22 protein-coding genes are annotated in these 26,750 nt (G+C 46.7%); all 22 read left to right on the top strand.

The window, feature by feature from the left end:
- Positions 1–4: 4 nt before the first annotated feature.
- The 22 genes from infB (at position 5) to pgsA (ending at position 26,628) form a co-directional block, all read left to right on the top strand.
- Entirely contained in the window at positions 5–2,371 is a 2,367-nt protein-coding gene (infB, locus tag AC4EHJ_RS04830; RefSeq protein WP_490974449.1) for a translation initiation factor IF-2, read from the top strand.
- Positions 2,368–2,646 carry a DUF503 domain-containing protein gene (locus AC4EHJ_RS04825; RefSeq protein ID WP_490974448.1) on the top strand — a complete coding sequence of 93 codons (279 nt, stop codon included), beginning with the start codon at positions 2,368–2,370 and terminating at the stop codon, positions 2,644–2,646. Before infB ends, AC4EHJ_RS04825 begins: the two co-directional genes overlap by 4 nt.
- 18 nt (positions 2,647–2,664) lie before the next feature.
- Positions 2,665–3,018, top strand: a complete 354-nt coding sequence (gene rbfA / locus AC4EHJ_RS04820) for a 30S ribosome-binding factor RbfA (RefSeq protein WP_490974447.1) — start codon at positions 2,665–2,667, stop codon at positions 3,016–3,018.
- Between the two features lie 112 nt (positions 3,019–3,130).
- Complete coding sequence (gene truB / locus AC4EHJ_RS04815; protein ID WP_490975617.1) at positions 3,131–4,060, top strand: tRNA pseudouridine(55) synthase TruB; 930 nt, start codon at positions 3,131–3,133, stop codon at positions 4,058–4,060.
- A gap of 1 nt (position 4,061) precedes the next feature.
- On the top strand, positions 4,062–5,012 hold the full coding sequence (locus AC4EHJ_RS04810; protein WP_490974446.1) for a bifunctional riboflavin kinase/FAD synthetase: 951 nt from the start codon (positions 4,062–4,064) through the stop codon (positions 5,010–5,012).
- A gap of 137 nt (positions 5,013–5,149) precedes the next feature.
- The gene (gene rpsO / locus AC4EHJ_RS04805; RefSeq protein ID WP_135505245.1) at positions 5,150–5,419 is read left to right on the top strand and encodes a 30S ribosomal protein S15; all 270 of its coding nucleotides are present in this window, start codon (positions 5,150–5,152) and stop codon (positions 5,417–5,419) included.
- 187 nt (positions 5,420–5,606) lie between these two features.
- The gene (pnp, locus tag AC4EHJ_RS04800) at positions 5,607–7,721 is read left to right on the top strand and encodes a polyribonucleotide nucleotidyltransferase (RefSeq protein WP_490974445.1); all 2,115 of its coding nucleotides are present in this window, start codon (positions 5,607–5,609) and stop codon (positions 7,719–7,721) included.
- A gap of 62 nt (positions 7,722–7,783) precedes the next feature.
- The gene (locus tag AC4EHJ_RS04795; protein WP_490974444.1) at positions 7,784–9,007 is read left to right on the top strand and encodes a M16 family metallopeptidase; all 1,224 of its coding nucleotides are present in this window, start codon (positions 7,784–7,786) and stop codon (positions 9,005–9,007) included.
- 737 nt (positions 9,008–9,744) lie between these two features.
- Entirely contained in the window at positions 9,745–10,755 is a 1,011-nt protein-coding gene (locus AC4EHJ_RS04790) for an aspartate-semialdehyde dehydrogenase (RefSeq protein ID WP_490975616.1), read from the top strand.
- A 137-nt stretch (positions 10,756–10,892) separates the two neighbouring features.
- On the top strand, positions 10,893–12,560 hold the full coding sequence (locus tag AC4EHJ_RS04785; protein ID WP_490974443.1) for a ribonuclease J: 1,668 nt from the start codon (positions 10,893–10,895) through the stop codon (positions 12,558–12,560).
- 81 nt (positions 12,561–12,641) lie between these two features.
- The gene (locus AC4EHJ_RS04780; protein ID WP_490974442.1) at positions 12,642–14,975 is read left to right on the top strand and encodes an FtsK/SpoIIIE family DNA translocase; all 2,334 of its coding nucleotides are present in this window, start codon (positions 12,642–12,644) and stop codon (positions 14,973–14,975) included.
- 174 nt (positions 14,976–15,149) lie between these two features.
- Positions 15,150–15,878 (top strand): GntR family transcriptional regulator, encoded by a 729-nt coding sequence (locus tag AC4EHJ_RS04775; RefSeq protein ID WP_490974441.1) that lies wholly within the window; start codon positions 15,150–15,152, stop codon positions 15,876–15,878.
- A 47-nt stretch (positions 15,879–15,925) separates the two neighbouring features.
- Positions 15,926–17,002, top strand: a complete 1,077-nt coding sequence (locus tag AC4EHJ_RS04770) for a BMP family lipoprotein (protein ID WP_490974440.1) — start codon at positions 15,926–15,928, stop codon at positions 17,000–17,002.
- Between the two features lie 177 nt (positions 17,003–17,179).
- Positions 17,180–18,748: an ABC transporter ATP-binding protein gene (locus tag AC4EHJ_RS04765; RefSeq protein WP_490974439.1), complete on the top strand. Its 1,569-nt coding sequence runs from the start codon at positions 17,180–17,182 to the stop codon at positions 18,746–18,748.
- Positions 18,738–19,784, top strand: a complete 1,047-nt coding sequence (locus AC4EHJ_RS04760; protein ID WP_490974438.1) for an ABC transporter permease — start codon at positions 18,738–18,740, stop codon at positions 19,782–19,784. Before AC4EHJ_RS04765 ends, AC4EHJ_RS04760 begins: the two co-directional genes overlap by 11 nt.
- 1 nt (position 19,785) lies before the next feature.
- Positions 19,786–20,745: an ABC transporter permease gene (locus tag AC4EHJ_RS04755; RefSeq protein WP_490974437.1), complete on the top strand. Its 960-nt coding sequence runs from the start codon at positions 19,786–19,788 to the stop codon at positions 20,743–20,745.
- A gap of 150 nt (positions 20,746–20,895) precedes the next feature.
- Positions 20,896–22,170 (top strand): EF-P 5-aminopentanol modification-associated protein YfmF, encoded by a 1,275-nt coding sequence (gene yfmF / locus AC4EHJ_RS04750; RefSeq protein WP_490974436.1) that lies wholly within the window; start codon positions 20,896–20,898, stop codon positions 22,168–22,170.
- On the top strand, positions 22,163–23,464 hold the full coding sequence (yfmH, locus tag AC4EHJ_RS04745; protein ID WP_490974435.1) for an EF-P 5-aminopentanol modification-associated protein YfmH: 1,302 nt from the start codon (positions 22,163–22,165) through the stop codon (positions 23,462–23,464). The genes yfmF and yfmH overlap by 8 nt, the downstream gene beginning before the upstream one ends.
- The gene (gene ymfI / locus AC4EHJ_RS04740) at positions 23,461–24,180 is read left to right on the top strand and encodes an elongation factor P 5-aminopentanone reductase (RefSeq protein ID WP_490974434.1); all 720 of its coding nucleotides are present in this window, start codon (positions 23,461–23,463) and stop codon (positions 24,178–24,180) included. The genes yfmH and ymfI overlap by 4 nt, the downstream gene beginning before the upstream one ends.
- Positions 24,181–24,301: 121 nt before the next feature.
- Positions 24,302–25,099, top strand: a complete 798-nt coding sequence (locus AC4EHJ_RS04735) for a YmfK family protein (protein WP_490974433.1) — start codon at positions 24,302–24,304, stop codon at positions 25,097–25,099.
- A 17-nt stretch (positions 25,100–25,116) separates the two neighbouring features.
- A complete protein-coding gene (locus tag AC4EHJ_RS04730) occupies positions 25,117–26,001 on the top strand; it encodes a helix-turn-helix domain-containing protein (RefSeq protein ID WP_490974432.1) in 885 nt (294 codons plus the stop codon).
- A gap of 48 nt (positions 26,002–26,049) precedes the next feature.
- Entirely contained in the window at positions 26,050–26,628 is a 579-nt protein-coding gene (gene pgsA, locus AC4EHJ_RS04725; RefSeq protein ID WP_490974431.1) for a CDP-diacylglycerol--glycerol-3-phosphate 3-phosphatidyltransferase, read from the top strand.
- Positions 26,629–26,750 lie beyond the last annotated feature (122 nt).

Raw genomic sequence — 26,750 nt, 5'->3', positions numbered from 1 at the left:
GCAGATGACCAAAATTCGAGTACATGAGTACGCTAAAAAAGTAGATAAGCCAAGCAAAGAAATCATTCAGCAGTTATCCAAGCTGAATATTGAGGTTGCCAACCATATGGCGACATTGGAAGATAATGCTGTGACAAAATTGGACGGCATTTATAAAAACTCTGCACAGGGGCAGCGCCCGCAAACACAGAGCCGTCCGCAAACTGGCGCGCAATCACGCCCACAAGGCCAAAGCCAGTCACGTCCGCAAAGCGGCGGGCAATCACGTCCGCAAGGCCAAGGCCAATCACGTCCGCAAACTGGTGGACAATCACGTCCACAAGGGCAAGGCCAATCGCGTCCGCAAAGCGGTGGGCAGTCACGTCCAACAAGCGGTGGGCAATCACGTCCGCAAACTGGCGGACAAGGTGGTCAGAGCCGCTCTTCTGCAGCTCCGGCAAAAGGCTCCAACTTTACACCGAAAGCGGCTAAACCGACAGCAGGCCCAGGACAGCGCAATAACCGTCCAGGCGGCGGCGGTCCAGGACGCGGCGGACAAAACCGCAACCGCAAAGGCAAAAATCAGCAGCAGCAGCCTGTAAATCCGCTGCCGCCGATGCCGAAGAGAGAAAAAGAATTGCCAGCTAAAATTACGTTCAGCGAGTCATTGACTGTTGGCGAATTAGCGAAAAAATTAGGGCGCGAGCCGTCTGAAATCATCAAAAAATTATTCATGCTCGGCGTTATGGCTACCATTAACCAAGAGCTAGATAAAGATGCTATTGAATTGATCTGTGCTGAATATGAAGTGGAAGTTGAAGAAGAAATCTTGGTTGATAAATCCGACCTTGAAGTCTACTTCGAGCCTGAAGACGAAGCGCTTCAACAAGAGCGTCCACCAGTTGTTACAATCATGGGACACGTTGACCATGGTAAAACCACCTTGCTGGATTCGATCCGCAACACGAAAGTGACAGCTGGCGAAGCTGGCGGAATCACGCAGCATATCGGCGCATATCAGGTTGTTGACAATAGCAAAAAAATCACGTTCCTTGATACTCCTGGACACGCAGCGTTCACTACAATGCGTGCACGTGGAGCAAAAGTGACTGACATTGCAATTATCGTTGTAGCGGCTGATGATGGCGTTATGCCTCAGACGGTAGAAGCGATCAACCATGCGAAAGCTGCAGAAGTTCCGATCATCATCGCGGTCAACAAAATGGATAAGCCAAGTGCGAACCCTGACCGGGTCATGCAAGAATTGACTGAGCACGGACTTGTGCCGGAAGCATGGGGCGGCGAAACGATTTTTGTTCCGATTTCTGCCCTTAAAGGCGAAGGCATCGACTCGCTTCTAGAAATGATCCTGCTTGTTTCTGAAGTCGGTGAATTGAAAGCGAATCCTGCCCGCCGTGCAATCGGTACTGTAATTGAAGCTGAGCTTGATAAAGGCCGCGGTTCAGTTGCTACCTTGCTTGTACAAGATGGCACGCTCAACGTTGGAGATCCAATCGTTGTCGGCAACACTTACGGACGCGTCCGTGCAATGGTCAATGACCTTGGACGCCGCGTTAAAGACGCAGGCCCATCTACACCTGTTGAAATTACAGGATTGAACGATGTGCCACAAGCGGGCGACCGTTTCGTTGTCTTCGAAGACGAGAAAACTGCGCGTCAAGTAGGCGAAACTCGTGCGACTTCAGCGCTTCAAGTACAGCGTTCTGAGAAAACACGTGTTACTCTCGATAACCTATTCGACCAGTTGAAACAAGGTGAAATGAAAGAATTGAACTTGATCGTCAAAGCTGACGTGCAAGGTTCGGTTGAAGCGATGGCTGCTTCATTGATGAAAATCGATGTTGAAGGCGTTAATGTTAAAATCATCCACACCGGCGCAGGCGCCATTACGGAATCAGACGTTGCTCTAGCAGCAGCATCAAATGCAATTGTCATCGGCTTTAACGTACGCCCTGACATTAACGCAAAACGTGCTGCAGAAGCAGAAGGCGTAGATATCCGCCTGCACCGCATTATTTATAAAGTAATCGAAGAAATTGAATTTGCAATGAAAGGGTTATTGGACCCTGAGTTCGAAGAGAAAATCATCGGCCAAGCCGAAGTGCGCAGCACATTCAAAGTCTCTAAAGTCGGGACAATTGCCGGAAGCTATGTAATAGAAGGCAAAATCACCCGCGACAGCGGCGTCCGCGTCATCCGTGAAGGCATCGTCGTATTTGAAGGCGAGATCGATACGTTGAAACGATTTAAAGATGATGCAAAAGAAGTTGCAAAAGGCTACGAATGTGGTATCACGATTAAAAACTTCAACGATGTCAAAGAACTGGATATCATCGAAGCATATATCATGGAAGAAATCGAACGTAAATGATTCTCTACATGGAATGTGAATTCTTCATTCCAGTAGCCCATTCGTTAAAAGAAAAGCGGTCAGTGGTAAAAAGCATGCTGACCCGCTCAAGACAGAAATTCAACGTTTCCGGTGCGGAAATTGATCACCAGAACGTCTGGCAGCGAACGCGTCTTGCATTTGTGACTGTGTCTTCATCGAAAGATGTAGCAGACAAAGAAATCGAGCGCGTCCTGCACTTTCTGGAAAGCAATCCCGCCTGGGAATGCCTTGAAATCCATCAAGAATATTTGTAAGAACGAGGTGAAGTAAAAATGACTATGCGCTCTAATCGTGTAGGCGAGCAAATGAAAAAAGAGCTTAGCGACATTATCAGCCGTAAATTGAAAGATCCGCGCATCGGTTTTGTAACCGTGACGGATGTGGAAGTTACAGGCGATCTTCAACAGGCAACTGTTTATATCAGCGTGCTTGGTGATGACAAAATGAAAGAACAAACTTTGCTCGGCTTGTCTAAGTCAAAAGGATTTATCCGTTCTGAAATCGGACAGCGGATCCGGCTGCGCAAAACGCCGGAATTGTCGTTTGAATTCGACACCTCTGTAGCATACGGGAACCGGATCGATTCGCTATTGCGTGAAATCAAAGAACCGAAAGAAGAACAATGATCCAACCCGAAGCCTGCTGTCTAATTTTTCTTAGATCAGCAGGCTTTTTTTGTGGAAGATGCAACAGCCGCCGAGTAAAGGCGTCAGAATAAAAGGCTGGGAGCTGAAAAAGATGGAATTGAATGGTGTTCTTCCTTTATGGAAAGAAAAAGGCATGACTTCACATGATTGTGTATTCAAATTGAGGAAAATCCTCAAAACAAAAAAAGTCGGCCATACCGGAACATTGGATCCGGATGTGGATGGCGTCCTGCCGATCTGCATCGGACGTGCGACAAAAGTGGCTGAATACATCACGGACCAAGGCAAAGCTTACGAAGCTGAAGTAACAATTGGCTATTCGACTGAAACTGAAGATGTGAGCGGTGCGGTTGTTGAAACGGACGACAGCGATAAGATGGTGACACGCGAACAGCTGCTGGCGGTGCTGCAGAGCCTGACAGGTGTTATCACGCAGATTCCTCCTATGTATTCAGCGGTGAAGGTCAACGGCAAGAAACTGTATGAGTATGCGCGCCAGGGAATTCCTGTAGAGCGCCCTGAGCGGAAAGTCCGCATCGATTCGATCGAATTGCTGGATGATGCAAAGGAATGGAGCGGCCAGGAATTGAAATTCTCGATTTTTATCCGCTGCGGCAAAGGCACTTATATTCGCACATTGGCGGTTCAAATCGGCGAAGCACTTGGCTATCCAGCGCACATGTCGAATTTGAGGCGTACCGAATCGGGCAAATTCAAAGCGGCAGATTGCTTTAAGCTTGCTGAAGTGGCTGAAATTGCCCAAAATGGAGATATCGGCACGATTCTGAAACCCTTAAGCTACGGTTTAGGAGAGTTCCCTGAAACTGAGATTGAAGCAGATTTACTGTTCGGCATCAAGAACGGCCAAGTGCTAGACCGCCATCCACTAATGGCCGAACATGAATTTCTCGTGTTTACTGTCAAAGGTGAGCCGGTTGCGCTGTACAAGCGCCATCCAGATAAAGCGGATAAGATGAAGCCCGAAAAAATGTTCGGATTTCCCGAAATCAACGAGGTGTAAGATGAAAATAATCCATTTAAGCTACCCGAATCACGTAAAACCTTCAGAAAATCTTGGCGCTATTTCGCTGGCGCTCGGTTTTTTTGACGGCGTACATAAAGGGCATCAAAAAGTCATCGGCGAAGCCATCCGAATTGCCGGAGGCCTCCATGCCAAATCAGCTGTCATGACGTTCGATCCCCACCCCTCACTTGTACTCGGCGGCAGAAAAGAAGAAGTCTTCTATATTACGCCGATGCAGGAAAAGATGGAGATCCTGAGTGAAATGGGCGTAGACATCTGCTTTATCGTCCGATTCACTTCTGACTTTGCGCAGCTGACTCCTGTACAATTCGTCCAGCACTTTATCAAGGATTTAGGTGTGGTGCATGTGACAGCCGGATTCGATTATTCATTCGGCTGCAAGGGCCAAGGCAATATGCAGCTGATGCAGGAAATGGCGGAAGGTGCATTTGGCATTACCATTATCCAAAAGCAGGAAGACAGCGAAGAGAAAATCAGTTCGACACGGATCCGCAGCTTGTTGAAGTCTGGTGAAGTCGGCGAAGTATGCCGGCTTCTCGGGCGGCCGTTCCGCATATCCGGGACGGTTGTCAATGGCGATAAACGCGGACGGACGATCGGATTCCCGACCGCGAACGTCGAGCAGGAAATCGGCACTTTCGTTCCCGGGCGCGGCGTTTATGCTGTCCGGATTTGGGTGCAAGGAACAGTTTACGACGGAGTTTGCAACGTCGGCTTCAAACCGACGTTCAACAACCCCGATGAGAAAAGGCTCAGCGTCGAAGTCCACATCCTGGAATTCGATAAGAACATTTACGGAGAAATGGTCCTTGTGGACTGGTACGCGCGCATCCGTGACGAGCAAAAGTTTTCCGGCATTGAAGAACTGAAAAGCCAGATCCAGCGCGATAAGGAAACGGCAATTGAATTTTTTAAATCCCAAGGCTGATTGACAGTGTTGATTTTGCCTGGGGCATATGCTATGATTTGTGAGTACTGAAACAGTACGAACCATTGCTTGGCAAATCGAATCACCAACGTTTGCTCAGTAATAGGGGATATCAGAAATTAGGAGGTGGACACAGTATGGCAATCACTCAAGAGCGTAAAAATGAATTGATTAGTGAATACAAAGTGCACGATACAGATACTGGATCTGCACATATTCAAATCGCCATTCTTACAGAAGACATCAACAACTTGAACGAACATTTGCGTACCCACAAGAAAGATCACCACTCACGCCGTGGACTTTTCAAAATGGTAGGACGCCGTCGTAACTTGCTTAAATACTTGCGCGAGAACGATGTACAAGGTTACCGTGACTTGATCGCGAAACTTGGCTTGCGCCGATAATAACAACCAGAAAAAAGCGGGATTCGTCCCGCTTTTTCTTTATGCATAAAAAATTCAACATTCAATCGCATGATGAATGCTTTTTTGATACACTACTAGAAGATACATAAAGAGGAAATTCGCTCAGAAAGCACCTTTACCAGGGCTTAACTGAGGATGAAACATTGTAAGAGAGAGGAGCTCGATTATGGAGCAAACTAAAAAAGTCTATACATTCGATTGGGCTGGCCGCACATTGCAGGTCGAAGTCGGTCAATTAGCTAAACAAGCAAACGGAGCAGCATTAATCCGCTACGGCGATACAGCAGTGCTTTCCACTGCAACTGCTTCAAAAACGCCAAAGCCATTGGATTTCTTCCCGCTCACAGTCAACTATGAAGAGCGCCAATATGCTGTCGGCAAAATCCCAGGCGGTTTCATCAAACGTGAAGGGCGCCCTTCTGAAAAAGCGACGCTCATCAGCCGTTTAATCGATCGTCCGATCCGTCCATTATTCCCAGACGGCTTCCGCAACGAAGTGCAAGTCATTTCAATGGTAATGTCTGTTGACCAGGATTGCCCGTCAGAAATGGCCGCAATGTTCGGTTCTTCATTGGCATTGATGATTTCAGATATTCCTTTTGACGGACCGATTGCTGGAGTCATCGTCGGTATGGTTGACGGAAATTACATCATCAATCCGACCAATGACCAATTGGCGCAAAGCTCGATCAACTTGACAGTTGCCGGAACAAAAGATGCAATCAACATGGTAGAAGCGGGAGCGAAAGAAGTTTCTGAAGAAGTCATTTTGGAAGCAATCATGTTCGGCCACGAAGAAATCAAAAAGTTGATCGCTTTCCAGGAAGAGATTGCTGCAGAAGTTGCCAAAGAGAAAACGGCGATTCAATTGTATGAATTGGACCCGATCTTAATGGAAGAAATCAGATCGACCGTTGAAGCAGATTTGATTGCTGCTGTCCAAGTAAGCGAAAAGCAGGAGCGCAATGACGCGATTGCTGCAGTCAAAGAACGCGTGTTGGAAACTTATGCAGATTCTGATGACGCAGTGAAGAAACAAGCTGGTCAAATTTTGGATAAAATGGTCAAAGATGAAGTGCGCCGCTTGATTACGGATGAAAAAATCCGTCCAGATGGCCGAACGCCTTCTGAAATCCGTGCGCTGTCTTCTGAAATCGGCCTATTGAACCGCACACACGGTTCAGGTTTGTTCACACGCGGGCAAACGCAAGCGATGAGCATTTGTACACTAGGTGCACTTGGCGATGTCCAGATCATCGACGGCCTTGGCCTCGAGGAATCGAAGCGTTTCATGCATCATTATAATTTCCCGTTGTTCTCAGTAGGTGAGACTGGGTTCCTGCGCGGCCCTGGCCGCCGTGAAATCGGACACGGGGCTCTTGGGGAACGCGCACTTGAAGCGGTTCTGCCAAGCGAAAAAGATTTCCCATACGCAATCCGCTTAGTTGCGGAAGTATTGGAATCGAACGGCTCCACTTCACAGGCAAGCATCTGTGCTTCAACATTGGCTATGATGGATGCAGGCGTGCCGATTACTGCACCTGTTGCCGGAATCGCTATGGGCCTTGTGAAAAAAGGCGAAAACTATACAGTCTTATCCGATATTCAAGGAATGGAAGATTACCTTGGAGATATGGACTTTAAAGTAGCAGGCACAGCTAAAGGCATTACTGCACTTCAAATGGACATTAAAATCGATGGCCTCTCACGCGACATTCTAGAAGAAGCTTTATCTCAGGCACAAGTCGGCAGAATCCACATTTTGGAATCTATGCTAGCTACGATTTCTGAGCCAAAAGCTCATCTGTCTAAATTTGCGCCGAAAATCATCATGGTCAAAATCAATCCGGATAAAATCCGCGATGTAATCGGGCCTGGCGGTAAAGTCATCAACAAAATCATCGAAGAAACAGGCGTTAAGATTGATACAGAGCAAGACGGCACAATCTTCGTTTCATCGGTAAATGAAGAAATGAACGCGAAAGCGAAAGCGATGATCGAAAACATCGTCCGCGAAGCGAAAGTCGGGGAATATTACGAAGGCAAAGTGAAGCGAATTGAAAAATTCGGCGCGTTTGTTGAATTGTTCCCAGGCAAAGACGGACTTCTCCACATTTCTGAAATCCAGGAAGCGCGGACGAAAGAAGTGGAAGATGTCTTGAAACTTGATGACATCCTCAAAGTGAAAGTTGTCGAAATCGACCGCCAAGGCCGTGTGAACTTATCACGCAAGATTGTCTTGAAGGAAGAAAAAGAAGCAGCTGAAAAAGTAGCAGAATAAGAAAAATTTAAAAAATTGCCAGCTCCGGTTGGCAATTTTTTCGCATTAGGAGGAATTTTTCCATGGTTACTATTCATACTTGCGGAAACGGCCTTCGCATTGTTTCCGAATCCATTCCGCATTTCCACTCAGTGGCAGTCGGTGTGTTCGTCAAAGCCGGCTCACGCGACGAATCCCCTGAAGAAAACGGCATTACGCATTTTATTGAGCATATGCTCTTCAAAGGGACGGATACGCGCTCAGCTAAAGACATCGCCAAAGAGTTTGATCGCATAGGCGGCGATATTAACGCCTATACATCAAAAGAATATACATGCTATTATGCGAAAATCCTGGACCACCATGCAGAGCATGCGGTCACAGTGCTTGCGGATATGTTCTTCAATTCGAAAATGGACGTTGTGGAAATTGAAAAAGAGCGGCAAGTTGTGCTAGAAGAAATCAGCATGACTGAAGACATGCCGGATGACGATGTCCAGGAGCAGTTATGGCGCGTCATGTATCCTCACCATTCAATGGGCGCACCGATCCTTGGAACAGGCATAACACTGAATAGTTTTACCAAAGACAAGATCCAACATTTTATGGATCGCCATTACACGCCGGATAATACTGTAATCTCTGTCGCAGGGAAAATTACACCGGAACTGATCCGTTTGATTGAAAAACTTTTCGGATCATTCCGCCGGCTGGAAACTGAAAAGAATTATCGCTTCCCGATGTTTACACCTGGCTACTCTTTTAAAACAAAAGAAACCGAACAAGGGCATTTGAGTCTAGGCTATCCGGGCCTGCCTATTACAGATAAGGATATTTTCAATTTCACCGTGTTGAATAATATTGTCGGCGGATCGATGTCGTCGCGCCTTTTCCAGGAAATACGTGAAGAACGCGGTCTCGCCTATTCCGTCTATTCTTACCATTCCGCTTACTCCGACCATGGAACGCTCGCAATCTATGGCGGCACCTCAAATGAACAAATGGATGCGCTGCAGGAAGTGATCATCGCAGAGCTCCAGGAAATCCGCAAAAACGGGCCAACAGCCGAGGAAGTGACGGATTCCAAAGAACAGCTGAAAGGCAATGTGATGCTTGGGCTCGAAAGCACCAGCGCGCGCATGAACCGCAACGGCAAAAATGAACTGCTGCTAAGAAAACATCCGAGCTACGATGAAATCCTAGCCCGCATCGAAGCCGTCTCGCCTGAGCGTGTCACTTCGCTGCTGGAAGTATTCGACGGAGATCCGGCCATCTCCATCATCCGCTCGAAGACAGATGAAGCTTAATCGCAAGCTGTCGATAAAATTAAACAAGTAAGGCAAGTCATGGATTTGCCTTGCTTGTTTTACGAAAGAACCTTTTTTTGAAAACCATCTATAGATGGATGCATTTTGCTATTGGCGAAATGCATTTTTTCAATTAAAGGGGCCGTTCGCAGAGGCGAACGGCTTTTCATATGGGGTTCTTGAACTTGGATCAGAGCGAGACGCTTTTTGGCTATTTCCGGTTAAAATACGGGCAAGTCATGTTAAGCGTCGGTTAACGCTTGTTGATTTTCTGCCACTGCATGTTAACTGTGATTTAGTGCATGTTAAACCGGATTTAACACTGGTTAACGGAAAAGCCTACTATATGAAACCACTTAAGACCATCAAGAAATGGGATACATTTCTATCTTTTATATTCATCTATCAAAAGAAATGTTTTGCTATCAAGAATCACCTTTGAATGAAGCGAAAGGCGGCGAACAAGTTGGTCAAAAGAATTTTGGCCGACTTGTTTGCGACGAAGCGCATAGCGCTGCAACGAACTTTTTGTTCCGAAGCTAGCGCAGCGATGCAGGGACAGGAGCAACGGTTTTCAATGAGACTGAAGCGAAATGAAAAGTTTATGAAAGATACTTGATGAGTAATAGTGAGCGGAATATTCATTGATCTATTCCTCTAGTGAAGTGAATTGTGGTACAATTACGCCAATAATCTTTGAAGGAGCGAGTTGTTTGAAAACATATAATGTAGCAATTATGGGCGCCACGGGTGCAGTTGGACAACAGATGAAAGAGCAATTGGAAAAACGCGATTTTCCAGTGAATACGATAAAATTTCTGGCATCGAGCCGTTCAGCCGGACAGCAAATCGAATTTAAAGGCAATACCTATACAATCGAAGAAGCAAAACCGGAATCGTTTGAAGGCATCGACATTGCATTGTTCAGTGCAGGCGGCAGCATCTCCGAGCAATTTGCACCGGAAGCCGTCAAACGCGGGGCAGTCGTCATCGATAACACTAGCGCTTTCCGCATGAACGCCGACGTGCCGCTCGTCGTGCCGGAAGTAAACCCGGAAGATATCGCGCAACATAAAGGCATCATTGCGAATCCGAATTGCTCAACCATTCAAATGGTGTGCGCATTGCAGCCGCTCAAAGAGCAATATGGCTTGCGGAAAATCGTCGTCTCGACATACCAAGCGGTGTCAGGTGCCGGCATCGGCGCCATCAACGAACTGAAAAGCCAGTCGGCTGATTTTGACAACGCGAAAGACGCCGAAGCGAAAATGCTGCCGGTGAAATCCGCAGAGCACCATTATCCGATCGCGTTCAATGCCATTCCGCAAATTGACAAGTTTACGGATAACGGCTACACATACGAAGAAATGAAAATGATCAACGAAACGAAAAAAATCATGCACGATGACCGCTTAGCGGTTGCCGCGACGTGCGTCCGCCTGCCAGTAGTCACAGGCCACTCAGAATCGGTTTATGTCGAGCTTGAAGGAGCTCCGACAGTCGAAGAAGTAAAACAGGCAATCGCAGGCGCGCCAGGCGTCGTGCTGATGGACGATCCCGCGAACCAGGTTTACCCGATGCCGTTGATGGCAGCTGGACTCGACGAAGTGTTTGTCGGCCGCATCCGCCAAGACCTCGACAACCCGCAGGGCTTCCACCTATGGGTCGTGTCAGACAATCTGGTCAAAGGCGCAGCGCTCAATTCAGTTCAAATCGCCGAGTCGATGATTGAACAAAACATCATTTAACGGCCCTGTGGCCATAGCGTAATCATTCCGAACAAACCGGACAATGCTCCGGTTTGTTTTTTCTTTGGACTGTTACCTGGAATTCCCGTATAATAAAGTCTATGGATATGTACGGGTAAAATTTAGGAGGAAATAAATTGAGTAAAATACAAAATGAAGTAATTAGAGTTATCCCGCTTGGCGGGGTCAGTGAAATCGGCAAGGCCATGTACGTGATTGAAATTGATGAGGACCTGTTCGTAGTGGACAGCGGCCTGATGTTCCCGGAAGATGAAATGCTTGGAATCGATATCGTTATTCCGGACATGACGTTCCTCGAAGAAAACAAAGACCGTGTCAAAGGGATTTTCCTTACGCACGGCCATGAAGATGCAATCGGTTCGATTGCGTATTTAGTGAAAAAAATCCAAGCGCCTGTCTACGGATCGAAATTGACGATTGCGCTTGCAAAAGAGCATATCAAAGAACAGGGTTCTTTGAAGCATGTCAAATTTTTTGAAGTAACAAACAAAAGCCGCATGAATTTCGATAAAACGCACGTAACATTTTTCCATACAACACATAGTATTCCAGACGCTTTGGGCATCGCCTTCCATACATCCGAAGGTGCGATTGTCCATACCGGCGAATTTAAATTCGACCAATCCGTAAGAGGCAGCTACCGTCCGGACATTTCCAAAATGGCGAAATTGGGCGATGACGGCGTATTGTTCCTATTGTCCGATTCAACCGAAGCGGAACGCCCTGGCTATACGACTTCTGAAACGGTGGTTTACGATCATTTATACACTGCGTTTCTTGGAGCGGAAGGCCGGATTTTGGTTTCGTTGTATTCATCCAACTTTATCCGCATCCAGCAAGTTTTCGACCTTGCCCAAAAAACAGGCAAAAAAGTCGCAGTTGCAGGAAAAAGTTTGGAGAACAGCTACGAAGTCGGATTGCGCCTCGGCTATTTGACAGTCGCTGAAGATACGGTCATCTCTTTGAAAGACCTTGAGCAATACCGTGACGAAGAAGTGGTCATCATTGTAACAGGCAACCAAGGAGAGCCGCTTGAAGCATTGGACAAAATGGTCCGCAAGCAGCATAAAGACGTCAAAATCAAAGATACGGATACAGTATTGATCACGTTTACTCCGTCGCCGGGCATGGAAGTTCCAATGTTCCAGACGATGAACAAATTGGCGAAAGCCGGAGCGAAAGTGTTGACTTCCGATAAAAAAGTCCACGTTTCCGGACACGGAAGCCAAGAAGATTTGAAAATGATGTTGAACATGATGAAACCGAAATATTTCATTCCGATCCAAGGTGAATACAAAATGCTGATTGCCCATTCGAAATTGGCGCAGCAAGTCGGTATTCAGAAGTCTGATATCTTTATTGCTGACAAAGGCGATATCGTTGAATACAAAGCGGGCAAAGTACGCATGAGCGGCCGTGTCACTGCAGGCAATGTCCTGATTGACGGCATCGGCATCGGCGACGTAGGGAACATCGTCCTGCGCGACCGCAAGCTTTTGTCCCAAGACGGAATATTTATCGTCGTTGTTACCTTGAACCGCAAAGAGAAGAAAATTGCATCAGGCCCGGAAATGATTTCGCGTGGATTCGTATACGTGCGTGAATCTGAGCAGCTGATGGAAGAGTCCACTCAATTGGTCCGTAAAGTAGTAGACAAATATGTAGTAAAAGATGCTTTTGAATGGAATAACATCAAACAGGAAATTCGTGACACATTGAATTCTTATTTATTCCAGCAAACGAAGCGCCGTCCGATGATCATTCCGATTATTATGGAGTACTAAGAGAGAGACAGGTGAAAGGATTTCCGAACCGATCTAATCGGAGGAAATCCTTTTTCAATTTTGAGGAAATGAGGGATCGTGATGCCACGGGCTCAGGTGAAAAGAAAAACAAAAACACCCGCTAAGAAAAAGCCGGTTTCTAAAAAGAAACAGCCAATGGCGATGATCTGGTATGAAGTCATCGGGCTATTGCTGATCGGAGTCGCCGTGTTGATGGCGTTCCAGCTCGGCATAATTGGCAAGATGCTGTTGAACACAACCGAATTGTTGACGGGGTATTTGGCTATTTTTGTGCCAATCGTGTTGGTAGCAATAGCCATCCACGTTATGGTGAGACGAAGCTGGCCGAAGCCGCGGCTGAAATTTTTAACAAGCGGCTTGTTCGTATTGACAGGAATCTTGCTAATCTGCCATTTGATTTGGGCATCCGGTTCGATTTTGCCAATCACAACAAGCAATGTAATGTCTGAAACGATCAAATCGACGCAACTCACAGGGTCTGTATGGCAAACCTATACTGCAAGCGGCGGCGGAATAATGGGCGCGCTATTGTATGCCATGTTCCATGTGTTATTCGACACAGCCGGCACGTGGATCATTGCGTTGATTCTACTATCGATCGGCGCAATCATCCTTACTGGCAAAACGGCAGCTCCGTACTTAGCAGAAAAAGTGCCAAGCATGCGGCCAGTGCTCGATGGAATCATGAACCGGTTTAAGCAAGGCAAACCGAAGCGCATATCCTCGCCGCGCCGCAAAGCGCAGCTGGAACAGCCATTTGAAGCCGATGAAGTGCTGGCTTATGATGAAATTGATGAAACTCCGGAAGTGAAAAGCTTTGAGATGCAAACAGAAGAGCCCATTATTTCAGCGTTTACTGAAAACGTCAAACCAAGAAAAACTGAAACGCCTCCAGAAGCAAAGGGAGAAGCGGAGCCATCACCGGTTTTAAGCGAAGTGAACTTGATGACTACTGCAGAAGAGCTTGAAAATGAAGAATACCAGCTTCCTCCGATTGAATTATTGGACTTGCCTCCGCAGAGCGACCAAAGTGGGGAATACGCGGGCATTCAAAAAAATGCGAAAAAGCTTGAGAAGACGTTCCAGAGTTTCGGCGTTCGCGCTAAAGTGACACAAGTCCATTTGGGCCCAGCGGTCACCAAATACGAAGTGCTGCCGGATACTGGCGTGAAAGTAAGCAAAATCGTCTCTTTGCATGATGATTTGGCGCTGGCGCTGGCAGCAAGGGATATTCGGATCGAAGCGCCGATTCCAGGGAAATCCGCCATCGGCATCGAAGTGCCGAACTCGGAAGTGGCAATTGTGTCATTGCGTGAAGTATTGGAGTCTGAGGAAAACAACAAGCCTGATGCTAAACTGCTGTTCGGCTTAGGGCGCGATGTTACTGGCCAAGCGGTTATGACCGAATTGAACAAAATGCCGCATCTGCTCGTTGCTGGTTCGACGGGCAGCGGGAAATCGGTGTGCATCAACGGCATTATTACGAGCATCATCATGCGCGCTAAGCCACATGAAGTGAAAATGATGATGATTGACCCCAAAATGGTCGAATTGAATGTCTACAACGGCATTCCACATCTGCTTGCGCCTGTCGTAACCGATCCGCGGAAAGCAGCCCAAGCATTGAAGAAAATCGTTTCTGAAATGGAGCGGCGCTATGAGCTGTTTTCACATACCGGAACGCGCAATATCGAAGGCTATAATGAATACGTCCGCATCTTCAATGAAGAAAATGAAGACAAACACCCGAAATTGCCGTTCATCGTCGTTATCGTCGATGAGCTTGCCGACTTGATGATGGTCGCTTCGAACGAAGTGGAAGACGCCATTACCCGTTTGGCGCAGATGGCCCGCGCAGCCGGGATCCATCTGATCATCGCGACGCAGCGTCCGAGCGTCAACGTCATTACAGGTGTCATCAAAGCGAATATCCCGTCCCGAATCGCATTTGCGGTCTCGTCCGCAATCGATTCGCGCACCATTTTGGATATGGGCGGCGCAGAGAAATTGCTGGGCCGCGGCGATATGCTGTTTCTAGGTGCCGGACAATCAAAACCGGTCCGCGTGCAAGGCGCGTTCCTGTCTGATTCCGAAGTCGAGAAAATCGTCGACTTCGCTATCGAACAACAGAAAGCGCAATATCAGGAAGATATGATTCCGACTGAAATCGATGAAACAGCTATCGACGAAGAAACAGATGACATTTATGACGAAGCCGTGCAATTGGTTTCCGAAATGCAGACAGCCTCTGTGTCGATGCTGCAGAGAAGGTTCCGCGTCGGTTACTCACGGGCGGCCCGCATCATCGACCAAATGGAGCAGCGCGGCATTGTTGGCCCATACGAAGGCAGCAAACCACGAACCGTATTAGTGCCAAAGCAGGAAGATTATTAAATCTTCCTGCTTTTTTTGTGACAAAATGATTAGAGTTTTTGAAATCTTTGAAATGAAAATCGCAAAATTCGACAAAAGACTATTTATTTCGTTTTGAATTAATGTTATAGTAATTTTGATTAGTAGGAATGTTTTACATCAGATGTCTGATCTCTGTCATTGGTGGTGAATCGTATGACAATAAAATCGGATCATCGCGCTTTGTATCTTCAAGTTATTGACCGCATGAAGCAGGATATTGCTGCCGGATTGTACAAAGAGAAAGAGAAGCTGCCATCCGAATTTGAGCTGGCCAAGACACTTGGAGTCAGCCGCGCCACTCTCAGAGAAGCGCTGCGGCTGCTGGAAGAAGACAATATCATCGTGAGGCGCCATGGCGTAGGCACTTTTGTCAATGCGAAACCGGTTTTTTCATCGGGCATCGAACAATTGACCAGTGTTTCCGACATGATCCGCCAAGCAGGCATGGAGCCTGGTGCTATTTACTTAAGTACCCACGAGGCTCCTTGTTCTGAAGAAGATATAAAACGCTTTCATTGCGAAGACGATGACTCAATTATTACTATTGAACGCGTCCGAACGGCAAACGGGGAACCCGTCGTCTATTGTATCGATAAAGTTCCTTCACGTTATTTGCCTGGAGATTTTCTCGGACGCACAGAAAGTTCCATCTTCTCAGCAATAGAGGAGTCGGGGGACATCCATATTGCGTATGCAGTCACGTTCATCGATCCGATCGGCTATCATGACCAGGCTTCACCAATTTTGGAATGTGACCCGGAAACAGCTTTACTCGAGTTAAAACAGTACCACTATGATGAGGACGATCGTGTGGTGCTTTATTCAAAGAACTACTTCCGAGCTGATAAATTCAGTTTCCATGTAGTTCGAAAACGTGTGTAAAACGGCAAATTCCTGCTAATATCAAAAATACCTTGGGGGTTATCACATTGATTAAACGTAAATTTGCTCTAGGCCTTTCAGTAATGCTTGCAGCGAGCACTATGCTAGCGGCATGCGGCAGCGAAGAAGAAGCAACATCAGGCGGTTCTGGGGGCGGAGAAGGCGCAGAAGAAACAAGTGACTTTTCTGTTGCAATGGTAACCGATGTCGGGGGCGTTGATGATAAATCTTTCAACCAATCGGCTTGGGAAGGTTTGGAGAAATTCGGTAAAGAAAACGGCCTTGAAAAAGGCGATGGCGGTATCGATTACCTTCAGTCTGGTTCTGACGCTGATTACAATACCAACTTGAATAACTTGATCCGCCGCGACTTTGATGTCGTTTTCGGAATCGGCTTCTTGATGGAAGGTGCAGTTAAAGAAATCGCTGCCCAGCAGCCTGATGCTCAAATCGGAATCATCGATGCTGTTGTTGATGCTCCAAACGTTGCAAGTGTCTTGTTCAAAGAACAAGAAGGCGCATACCTTGCAGGTGTTGCTGCTGCTTTGATGACTGAAACGAAAAAAATCGGTTTTGTCGGCGGCATGGACATTCCTGTAATCGAACGCTTTGAAGCTGGATTCAAAGAAGGCGTTAAAGCTGTAGACGAAACAATCGTTGTTGATGCTCAGTACACAGGTGCTTTTGATAAAGCGGAATTGGGTAAATCCACTGCTGCTCTTATGTATGATTCCGGCGCGGATATCGTATTCCACGCAGCTGGCGGAACAGGAAACGGTGTATTCACTGAAGCCAAAGAACGCAAAGAAGCTAATCCGGATGAAAACGTATGGGTTATCGGCGTAGATGCTGACCAATACGATGAAGGCCAAGTTGGCGATGCTAACGTTACATTGACTTCAGTTCTTAAACGAGTTGACCAAGCAGTTCTTGATATCTCAAACAAAGCTAAAGAAGGAAACTTCCCAGGCGGCGAAACAACTACTTACGGTTTAGCTGACGATGGCGTTGGCCTTGCGGATTCACGCGGAGCGATTCCTGACGATATCATGACTCAAATCGACGAGTACAAAGAGAAAATCGCTAGCGGCGAAATCACAGTACCAGAAACTTTGTCTGAATAATTTCTTTTGTTACGGTCATCATAAAGACCGGTTTAACCGGTCTTTATGATTTTTTTTGCTTAAAAACGGATTGATAGATGAAAGGTTTTTAGCAATAAAAGCCTTTCCTGTATCAATTTTAAAAGCGATGCAAAGCTAATTATAAAAAAATCACCAGTTTTCGGGGGAGTGAGAACAATGGAATATGTTATTGAAATGCTCAATATACGGAAAGAATTCGGGGCATTCGTCGCCAACGATGATATTACGCTTCAATTGAAAAAAGGCGAAATTCATGCATTATTAGGTGAAAATGGAGCGGGAAAATCGACATTGATGAACGTACTTTTCGGACTATACCAGCCAGAAGGCGGGGAAATCCGTGTACGCGGCAAAAAGGTTGATATCTCAAACCCGAACATCGCAAATGATCTCGGAATCGGGATGGTCCACCAGCATTTTATGCTAGTCGAGAACTTCACCGTCACGGAAAACATCATTTTGGGCAATGAACCGACGAAATTCGGAGTGACCAATAAAAAAGATGCAGCCAAGCGTGTGCAGGAAGTTTCTGAACAATATGGCCTGAATGTTGATCCACATGCATTGATCGAAGATATCTCCGTCGGCATGCAGCAGCGTGTGGAAATCCTGAAAACGCTTTATCGCGGAGCAGAGATCCTCATATTCGATGAGCCAACCGCGTCATTAACGCCACAGGAAATTGTCGAATTGATCCAAATTATGAAACGTTTGATTGCTGAAGGCAAATCAATCATTTTGATCACCCATAAATTGAAAGAAATCATGGATGTATCCGATCGTGTAACGGTCATCCGCAAAGGCCAGGGAATCGGCACTGTCATCACAGCGGAAACCAATCCGGCTGACCTGGCATCATTGATGGTCGGACGCCAGGTGGAATTCAAAACAGTGAAAGGGCCAGCTAATCCAACAGAGGATGCGCTGTCTATAAAAGATTTGGTAGTAGAAGATTATCGCGGCGTTGAAAAAGTGAAACGCTTGAATCTGACAGTCCGCAAAGGTGAAATTGTCGGAATTGCGGGAATCGACGGAAATGGCCAAAGTGAATTGATCGAAGCAATCACCGGACTCCGCAAAGTGAAAAGTGGCACCATTTCACTTCATGGCAAGGATATCACCGGCTTAAAGGCGCGAAAAGTGACTGAAGCGGGCATAGGGCACATTCCACAAGATCGCCACAAACACGGACTTGTGCTGGATTTCCCGATTGGCCATAATATTTCGCTGCAGACGTATTATAAATCGCCGATTTCCAAAGGCGGCATCATCGATTACAAGAAAATCGATGAAAAAGCATTGCAAATCATCAAGGATTTTGATGTCCGTACGCAAGGGCCGCACACACCAGCGCGCGCTTTATCCGGCGGAAACCAGCAAAAAGCGATTATCGGCCGGGAAGTGGACCGTGACCCTGATTTGCTTATCGCGGCATTGCCGACTCGCGGACTTGATGTCGGCGCGATTGAATTTATTCACAGCCGTTTGATCGAACAGCGTGACAACGGCAAAGCTGTTTTGCTCATTTCATTCGAACTCGATGAAGTCATGAACGTATCGGACCGCATTGCAGTTATCCACGATGGAGAAATCGTCGATGTCGTAGTTCCGGAAGAGACTACGGAACAAGAGCTTGGATTGCTGATGGCAGGACATTCTGTCAAAGCACAAAGCAACGGCAATAACGATTCAAAGAAAGAAGGTGAGGATCAGCATGTCAATTAGAGCTACGAATCTTCTGGTCCCCGTCATATCTGTTATTTTAGGTTTACTGGTCGGTGCAATCGTTATGCTCGTATCGGGCTATAGCCCGATTGTCGGCTACACCGCTTTATGGAATGGTATTTTTGGAGACCTTTATACAATTGGTGAAACAATCCGCCAGATTACCCCGTATATTTTGGCAGGACTTGCAGTAGCGTTTGCATTCCGCTCGGGACTGTTCAATATCGGTGTTGAAGGGCAATTGATCGTCGGCTGGTTTGCAGCTGCATATGTAGGTGTAGCTGTTGAATTGCCGAAAATCATTCATTTGCCGCTGGCAATTTTGGCTGCGGCTGCAGCTGGAGCTCTATGGGGCTTTGTGCCAGGCCTTTTGAAAGCGAAATTCCATGTACACGAAGTTATCGTCACAATTATGATGAACTATATCGCGCTGCACACGACAAACGCATTGATCAAAACCGTTTCTGACGGCGGCGACAGAACCGAGTCGATTTTCTTGAGTGCATCGCTGCGCTCGGAATTTTTCCAGAACCTGACGGACTTTTCACGCCTCCATTACGGCATTTTGATTGCGCTGGCGATGGTTGCGGTCATGTGGTTCATTCTTGAGAAAACAACTCTAGGCTTCGAATTGAAAGCAGTCGGTTTCAACCACAACGCTTCCGAATACGCAGGCATGAACGTCAATAAAAACGTCATCCTCGCAATGGTCATTTCCGGTGCATTCGCTGGTCTTGCCGGGGCGATGGAAGCACTTGGAACGTTCGAATACGTTTCTTCCAAAGGCGGTTTCACCGGCATCGGATTTGACGGCATTGCCGTTGCCTTGCTGGGCATGAATACACCGCTTGGCGTCATCTTTGGCGCGACATTATTCGGTTCACTGAAATACGGCGCTTTGAACATGCCGAATGCTGCAGGAATTCCTTTGGAAATCGTGGAAATTGTCATCGCGGTTATAATTTTCTTCGTAGCATCAGGTTATATCATCCGCCTATTCCTGCTGCGAGCGGCTAAAAAGAAGGAGGCGAAGTAATATGAGTTTCTTGGAAGTTTTGTATTTCATCGTTCCTTCAGCCATATTTTACGCGGCACCATTAATTTTGACAGCTATCGGCGGCGTATTCTCCGAACGTTCAGGTGTTGTAAATATCGGCCTTGAAGGTTTGATGGTCATCGGTGCTTTCGTCGGTATTTTGTTCAACTTGTTGTTTGCTGATCAGTTCGGCAACGCAACCCCATGGCTGGCATTGGTTGCAGCGATGGTAGCTGCTTTATTGCTATCGCTCGTCCATGCAGTGGCGTCGATTTCGTTCCGTGCTGACCAAGTCGTTTCAGGGGTAGCGATCAACTTGCTTGCCATTGCCTTATCACTTTACTTAGTTAAGAAAATTTTCGATAAAGGGCAGACGGACTTTATCACGGAACGCTTCCCGCGTTACGATGTACCGTTCCTTTCCGATATTCCGGTTCTCGGACCGATGTTTTTTACGAAAATGTACAACACGTCGATCCTTGCACTCGTGGTTGCAATTATGGCTTGGTTCGTCATTTATAAAACGCCATTCGGCCTGCGCCTCCGCTCTGTAGGCGAGCATCCGATGGCTGCTGATACAATGGGCATCAACGTTTCAAGAATGCGTTATATCGCTGTCATGATCTCCGGAGCGCTTGCGGGCATCGGCGGTGCAATTTATGCACAGACAATTTCCGGCGACTTCGGCCATGCAACGATCAATGGCCAGGGCTTTATGGCTTTAGCAGCTATGATTTTCGGTAAATGGCATCCACTGGGCGCCATGGGAGCGGCATTGTTCTTCGGGCTCGCGCAATCGCTGAGCATCGTCGGACCGTCCATTCCATACATCAAAGACATTCCTAGCGTGTTCCTGCTAATTCTTCCGTATGTATTGACGATCCTTGCGTTGGCTGGATTCATTGGCCGCGCGAATGCACCAAAAGCAAACGGCGTGCCTTACATCAAAGGCCAGCGCTAAGCTGAATAAAAATTATTATTTAAAGGCATGCCCGGAATTATTGGGCATGCCTTTTTAAATTTCCGCAGATAGTTATACAGCCTCTGCCGCTTTTCTTTAGTTACAAGGTTCGGTATAGTTAGACTATGATGAGAGAGAGGGGAAATACATATGTTTGAAACAGTCAATATTGCAAAAGGCGTCAAGGTCCATGTACACGAAACGACGCAATTCAAAACCATAAATTTCTCGCTGAAGTTCAAAGATAAACTGACAAAGGAAAAAGCTTCTGCGCGTACGATTTTGGCGAATGTACTCCAGCACAGCAACGAAGTCTATCCTTCCCATACAGCATTGCGCATGGTGCTTGATGATTTATACGGCACTTCCCTTTACATAGATTCTTCGAAGCGGGGCAACGAACATATCGTCACTTTAAACGTCGAGACGGTCAACGATCAGTATTTGTCTGAGCAAGGCGTCCTTGAAAAAGTGATGAATTTAATGTACATCGTTTTGTTCAAACCGAATTTCGAACACGGCTTGTTCAAGGAATCGGTTTTCAAACGGGAACAGGAAGCGATTAAACACCGCATCGAATCGATTTTTGACGATAAAACCCGCTACGCTCAGCAGCGCCTGATGGAATTGGCTCTGCCTGAACACCCTGCATCGATCCAGCCGAATGGCACGATCGAAAGAGTCGCCGAGGTGACAAATGAAAAGCTCGTCGAAGAATACAAGGAAATGATCAACAACAACGAAATCGAGATTTATGCGGTGGGCGACATCAAAGCCGATATGATTGCAGGGCATTTCAAGGAATTCTTCCATTTCGGCGACCGCGTGCAAGCGATCAAAGCGCCTTCGACCGAATTGACAAAACCGGAGCAGCCGCGTGTTGTCGAATTCGAAGACATGAAGCAAGGCAAGCTGCATATGGCTTTTTACTCGCCGATAACGTTTCGCGATGAGAAATTCCCAGTCATGCAATTGCTGAACGGTGTCTTTGGAGGCTACGCGCATTCGAAACTATTCGTCAATATCCGTGAAAAAGAAAGCATGGCTTATTACGTATCGAGTTCGTACGCTTCACAATTTGGTTTGATGTTCGTATTGGCGGGAATAGATGCGAAGCTTGAAGAAAAAGCGGTCAAGCTCGTGCTTGAACAGCTGGAAGAAGTGAAAAAAGGCAATATCACGGAAGTGGAACTCGGCCAGACGAAAGCGCTGCTGACAAACCAATTGCGGGAAGCGCTGGATAATGCGCGCGGGCAAATCGACATTTACGATCAATACATGGAACTGACGGAAGCTTTCGAACCTGATTACCTCATCAGCAGATGGAACTCCATTACTAAAGAAGATATCGCGGAAGCTGCTAAAGGGCTGTCTCTCGAAATGACGTATTTCCTATCAGGCAAGGAGGATGATTCTGTTGAATAAAGTCGAATTCAAACAATTAGACGAAACCTTATACCATGAGAAATTAGAAAATGGGCTTGAAGTCTATATATTGCCGAAAAAAGGATTTTCCAAAACCTTCGCAACCTTTACGACGAAATACGGTTCAATCGACAATAATTTTGTGCCGTTTGGAGAAAAAGAAGCGATAAAGGTTCCTGACGGCATCGCCCATTTCCTGGAGCATAAAATGTTCGAGAAAGAGGACGGCGATGTCTTCCAGCAGTTCAGCAAACAAGGCGCTTCTGCGAATGCTTTCACTTCATTCACACGGACAGCGTATCTGTTTTCGGCTACGGACAAAATCGATGAAAACGTGGAAACGCTGCTTGATTTTGTGCAGAGCCCTTATTTCACAGAAAGCACTGTTGAGAAGGAAAAAGGCATTATCGCACAGGAAATTACGATGTACGATGACCAGCCGGATTGGCGGCTGTATTTCGGCGTCATTGAAAATATGTATAAGAACCATCCAGTAAAAATTGATATCGCCGGAACAGTTGAATCGATCCAGGACATCACGGCGGATCATCTGTACACATGCTACAACACGTTCTACCATCCATCGAACATGGTGCTGTTCATTGTAGGAGCGGTCGAACCGGAAAGCATGCTCAGCCTTATTAAAGAGAATCAAGGCGGCAAAACGTTTGAAGAGCCGCAGAACATCGAACGGGTTTATCCGGAAGAGCCAGCCCAAGCTGCAATCAAAGAACGGATGCTGGAGATGAGCGTGCAAAAACCGAAAGTGTTCATCGGCATTAAACCAGAGCTTTTGGATCTTTCCGGAGAAAACATGATGAAGCATGAATTGTCAGCCCAATTGGCTTACGAATTGCTGTTTGGCCGTACTTCCGACTTTTATCACAATGCTTATGAGAACGGCTGGATCGATGAATCTTATTCGTTCGATTATTCACTTGAGAACGGTTTTGGCTATGCATTGATTGGATCAGATACGGCTGTTCCCGAAAAATTGACGCAAGAAATCAACGACACGCTGGACCGGGCAATCGAGAAATGGCCATTTGGCCAAGCGGATTTGGACCGGGTGCGCCGCAAGAAGATCGGCTTTTTCCTAAGAGCGTTGAATTCACCGGAATACATTGCCAATCAGTTCACTCGCTATGCATTCAACAACATGAACTTGTTTGATGTCGTGCCAGCACTTGAAAACATCGAAGTTCCGGATTTGCAGGAAGCTTTTGCGTCGGTCAGCCAGGAAAGCCAGCGCTCGTCATTCACGATCGTGCCGCCTAAAAAGGCGGAACAGTGAAACGGTTTGCAATCATTATGGGAGCTTCAGGCGAGATAGGGGAGTGCATTGCAGAAGGGCTGGCGAATGATGGCTGGTCGCTGTATCTTCATTATAATTCAACGCCCGTCAGCCAATTGGCGGAGCGGCTCGAAAAAAAATTCGCGTTTCAGGAGTTTATTCCTGTGCAAGCCGATTTTACGGATAGCAATGGCGGAGAAATTCTGGCATCAAATATTTTCGATGCGTCGTGCATTATTGTAGCCAGCGGCCATGCCTTGATGAAAATGCTGCTGGATACAGATGAGCAGGAAATGGATGAGCTATGGCGGGTGCATGTGAAAAACCCTGCCACCGCCATCAAATTGATCTCACCCTATTTTCACCGGCATCCTAAAAATTATGTCATTTTCATTTCTTCGGTTTGGGGCCAGGCCGGGGCAGCAATGGAAACGATGTATTCTTCAGTAAAAGGCGCACAATTGGCTTTTGTCAAAGCATACGCGAAAGAAATGGCGCCGACTGGCACACGCGTCAATGCAGTGGCGCCAGGTTTTATCCAGACGAAAATGAACAAAGAATTCTTAGAAGAGGAATTGGCGGCAATCGAGGAGGACATCCCACTCGGGCTTGGCAATCCGCAGGATGTCGCTGATGCTGTGGCCTTTTTGGTCAGCGGCAAAGCTGACTATATAACAGGGCAGACGCTAAATGTAAATGGCGGATGGCATATGTAGAAAAAGAAGGAAAGGTTTTCCTTCTTTTTTTATTACCTCTTTTCTTGGGACCGTAAATCCGCTATCATAAAGAGGTAGGAACTTTTAAGGCCAAACACTGTATTGAAAGGTCGGATGATGTGTGAAAGAATGGTATTTTGAATACGAAATTCAAGTCAATCGTCCGGGTCTGTTAGGAGATATAGCTTCACTTCTTGGTATGTTGAGAGTAAATATTATCACAATCAATGGCGTCGACCAAGGCCGCCGCGGAATGCTTCTGCGAGCGGAGCACGATGTACAATTAGAGCGGTTCGAGCAGATTGTTTCCACTATTGAAACAATTTCGGTCAAAAAATACCGGGAACCGAAGCTGCGCGATATTCTGGCAGTCCGCCACGGAAGATATATCCAGCGCGACGCAGATGACCGGAAAACGTTCCGTTTTGTCCGCGATGAATTGGGGCTGCTAGTTGACTTCATGGCTGAGATTTTCAAGCAGGAAGGCCATAAGCTGGTCGGCCTCCGCGGCATGCCGCGGGTCGGCAAGACGGAATCCATTGTCGCTGCTAGCGTCAGCGCCAACAAAAAATGGATTTTCCTGTCGTCGACTATGATCAAACAGACAGTACGCAACCAGTTGATGGGCGATGAACATAACGCAAACAACATCTTCATCTTGGACGGCATCGTCACCCGCCGTTCAGGGGATGAGCGCCATATGCAATTGGTTAGGGAAATGATGCGGATGCCAACGATTAAAGTAGTTGAACACCCCGATATGTTTGTCCAGCAATCTGAATACAACATAGAAGATTTCGATTATATAATCGAACTGCGCCATCATCCAGACGAAAAGATTACGTATGAAGTACTAGAGAAAAACAACTTCATGGACGACCGGAACCAAGCGGATCTGTTCGGCGGTTTCAACTTTTAAGTAGGCAGGTGAGTATATTGAGTGAATTAGGTAATCGTTTAAAAGAAGCGAGAATTGCAAAAGGCTATAGTTTGGAAGATTTGCAGGATGTGACAAAAATTCAGAAACGCTATTTGGCAGGCATTGAAGAAGGCAACCATAGTATGATGCCCGGGCCTTTTTATGCCCGTGCATTCATCAAGCAATATGCGGAAGCGGTCGGCCTCAATTCCAATGACTTGCTGGAGCAGCATAAAGGGGAAATTCCTGCACCGGCGAAAGAAGAAGTGAGAACAACAATGCCGCCGCCGACTCCGTCGCGCCGCCAGACATTCGCGAAAAGCTCTTCGCGCGGCAGCGGCATGGGTGAGATGATGCCAAAAGTTATTGTGGCCTTATTTATAGTAGTTATTATTGGGGTGGCTTGGGTATTCTACCAATCTCTCGGCACCAAAGACACTGCAGAAGAGGTTCCGGAAGAAACCGGTGTTCCTTATGAAGAACCTGCGGATAAAGATGCCGTACCGACAGAAGAAGAAAAAGCTGCAGAAGAAGAAGCACCTGAAGAAGCTCCAGCGGAACCCGCAGAACCCGCAGAACCTGAAGCGAGCATAAAAGTGGAAACAACAGAAGGTGAAACGACAATATACGCATTCAGCGGCCCTGATAAAAGGGAAATGACCGTTAAAGCGAATGAGGCATCATGGGTAGCAGCCACTGACCAAGATCAGAAGGCATTATTTCCTGCTGTGACAATGCAGCCGAATGATTCTGAGACGGTTGACGTTACCGATATGAAGCAAGTTCGCCTCCGCCTTGGAGCTGCACCGAATATGTCGGTTTCCATCAACGGCAAACCGGTGGAAATCTCTAAAAAACCAATTACACAAAACATTGTTATTCAATTCTCAGCCGCGGAATAGCCATCTTTTGATGGCTTTTTTTCTTGAAAAACGAAAGGAGAATCATTTATGAACATTCCAAACCGCATCACCATTTCCCGGATCCTCCTTATTCCCGTATTTATGGTCCTCATGCTTGTCGATTTCAACTGGGGGGAAATGACCTTGTTCGGCGCTACTATGCCGGTCAGCCATTTTGTCGGCGCACTCGTATTCATCTTCGCGTCATTGACGGATTGGGTTGACGGCTATTATGCACGAAAATACAACCTTGTTACGACATTTGGTAAATTTCTCGATCCGTTAGCGGACAAATTGTTGGTATCAGCAGCTTTGATTATTTTAGTGGAGCTTGGATTTGCCGCTTCATGGATCGTCATCATCATTATCAGCCGTGAATTCGCGGTTACCGGCTTGCGCCTAGTCCTTGCGGGCGAAGGGGAAGTCGTTGCAGCCGGCGGCTTAGGGAAAATCAAAACCACCGCACAGATTTTGGCGATTTCATCGCTTCTGCTTTATAACACAATCTTTACATTAGCTAATATACCGTTTGGCGACATCATGCTTTACATCGCATTGATCTTTACGGTATGGTCCGGCTGGGATTATTTCTATGCCAACCGCAAAGGCTTGATGGTCTCGAAATAAATTCAGCAGCATGTAATTGCTTAAGTTGAATTTAAGAAGTGATTTGTTGAAAATCGCTCAGGACGCTTTGGGAAGTGCAAAGACGATTGTTTCTGTCCCTGTCCCTGCAACGCTTCGCTAGC

This window comes from Planococcus sp. TJ-301 (genome assembly GCF_058268475.1).
The sequence above is the reverse complement of the archived record's forward strand: the minus strand, read 5'-3'. Positions and strand labels throughout refer to the sequence as shown.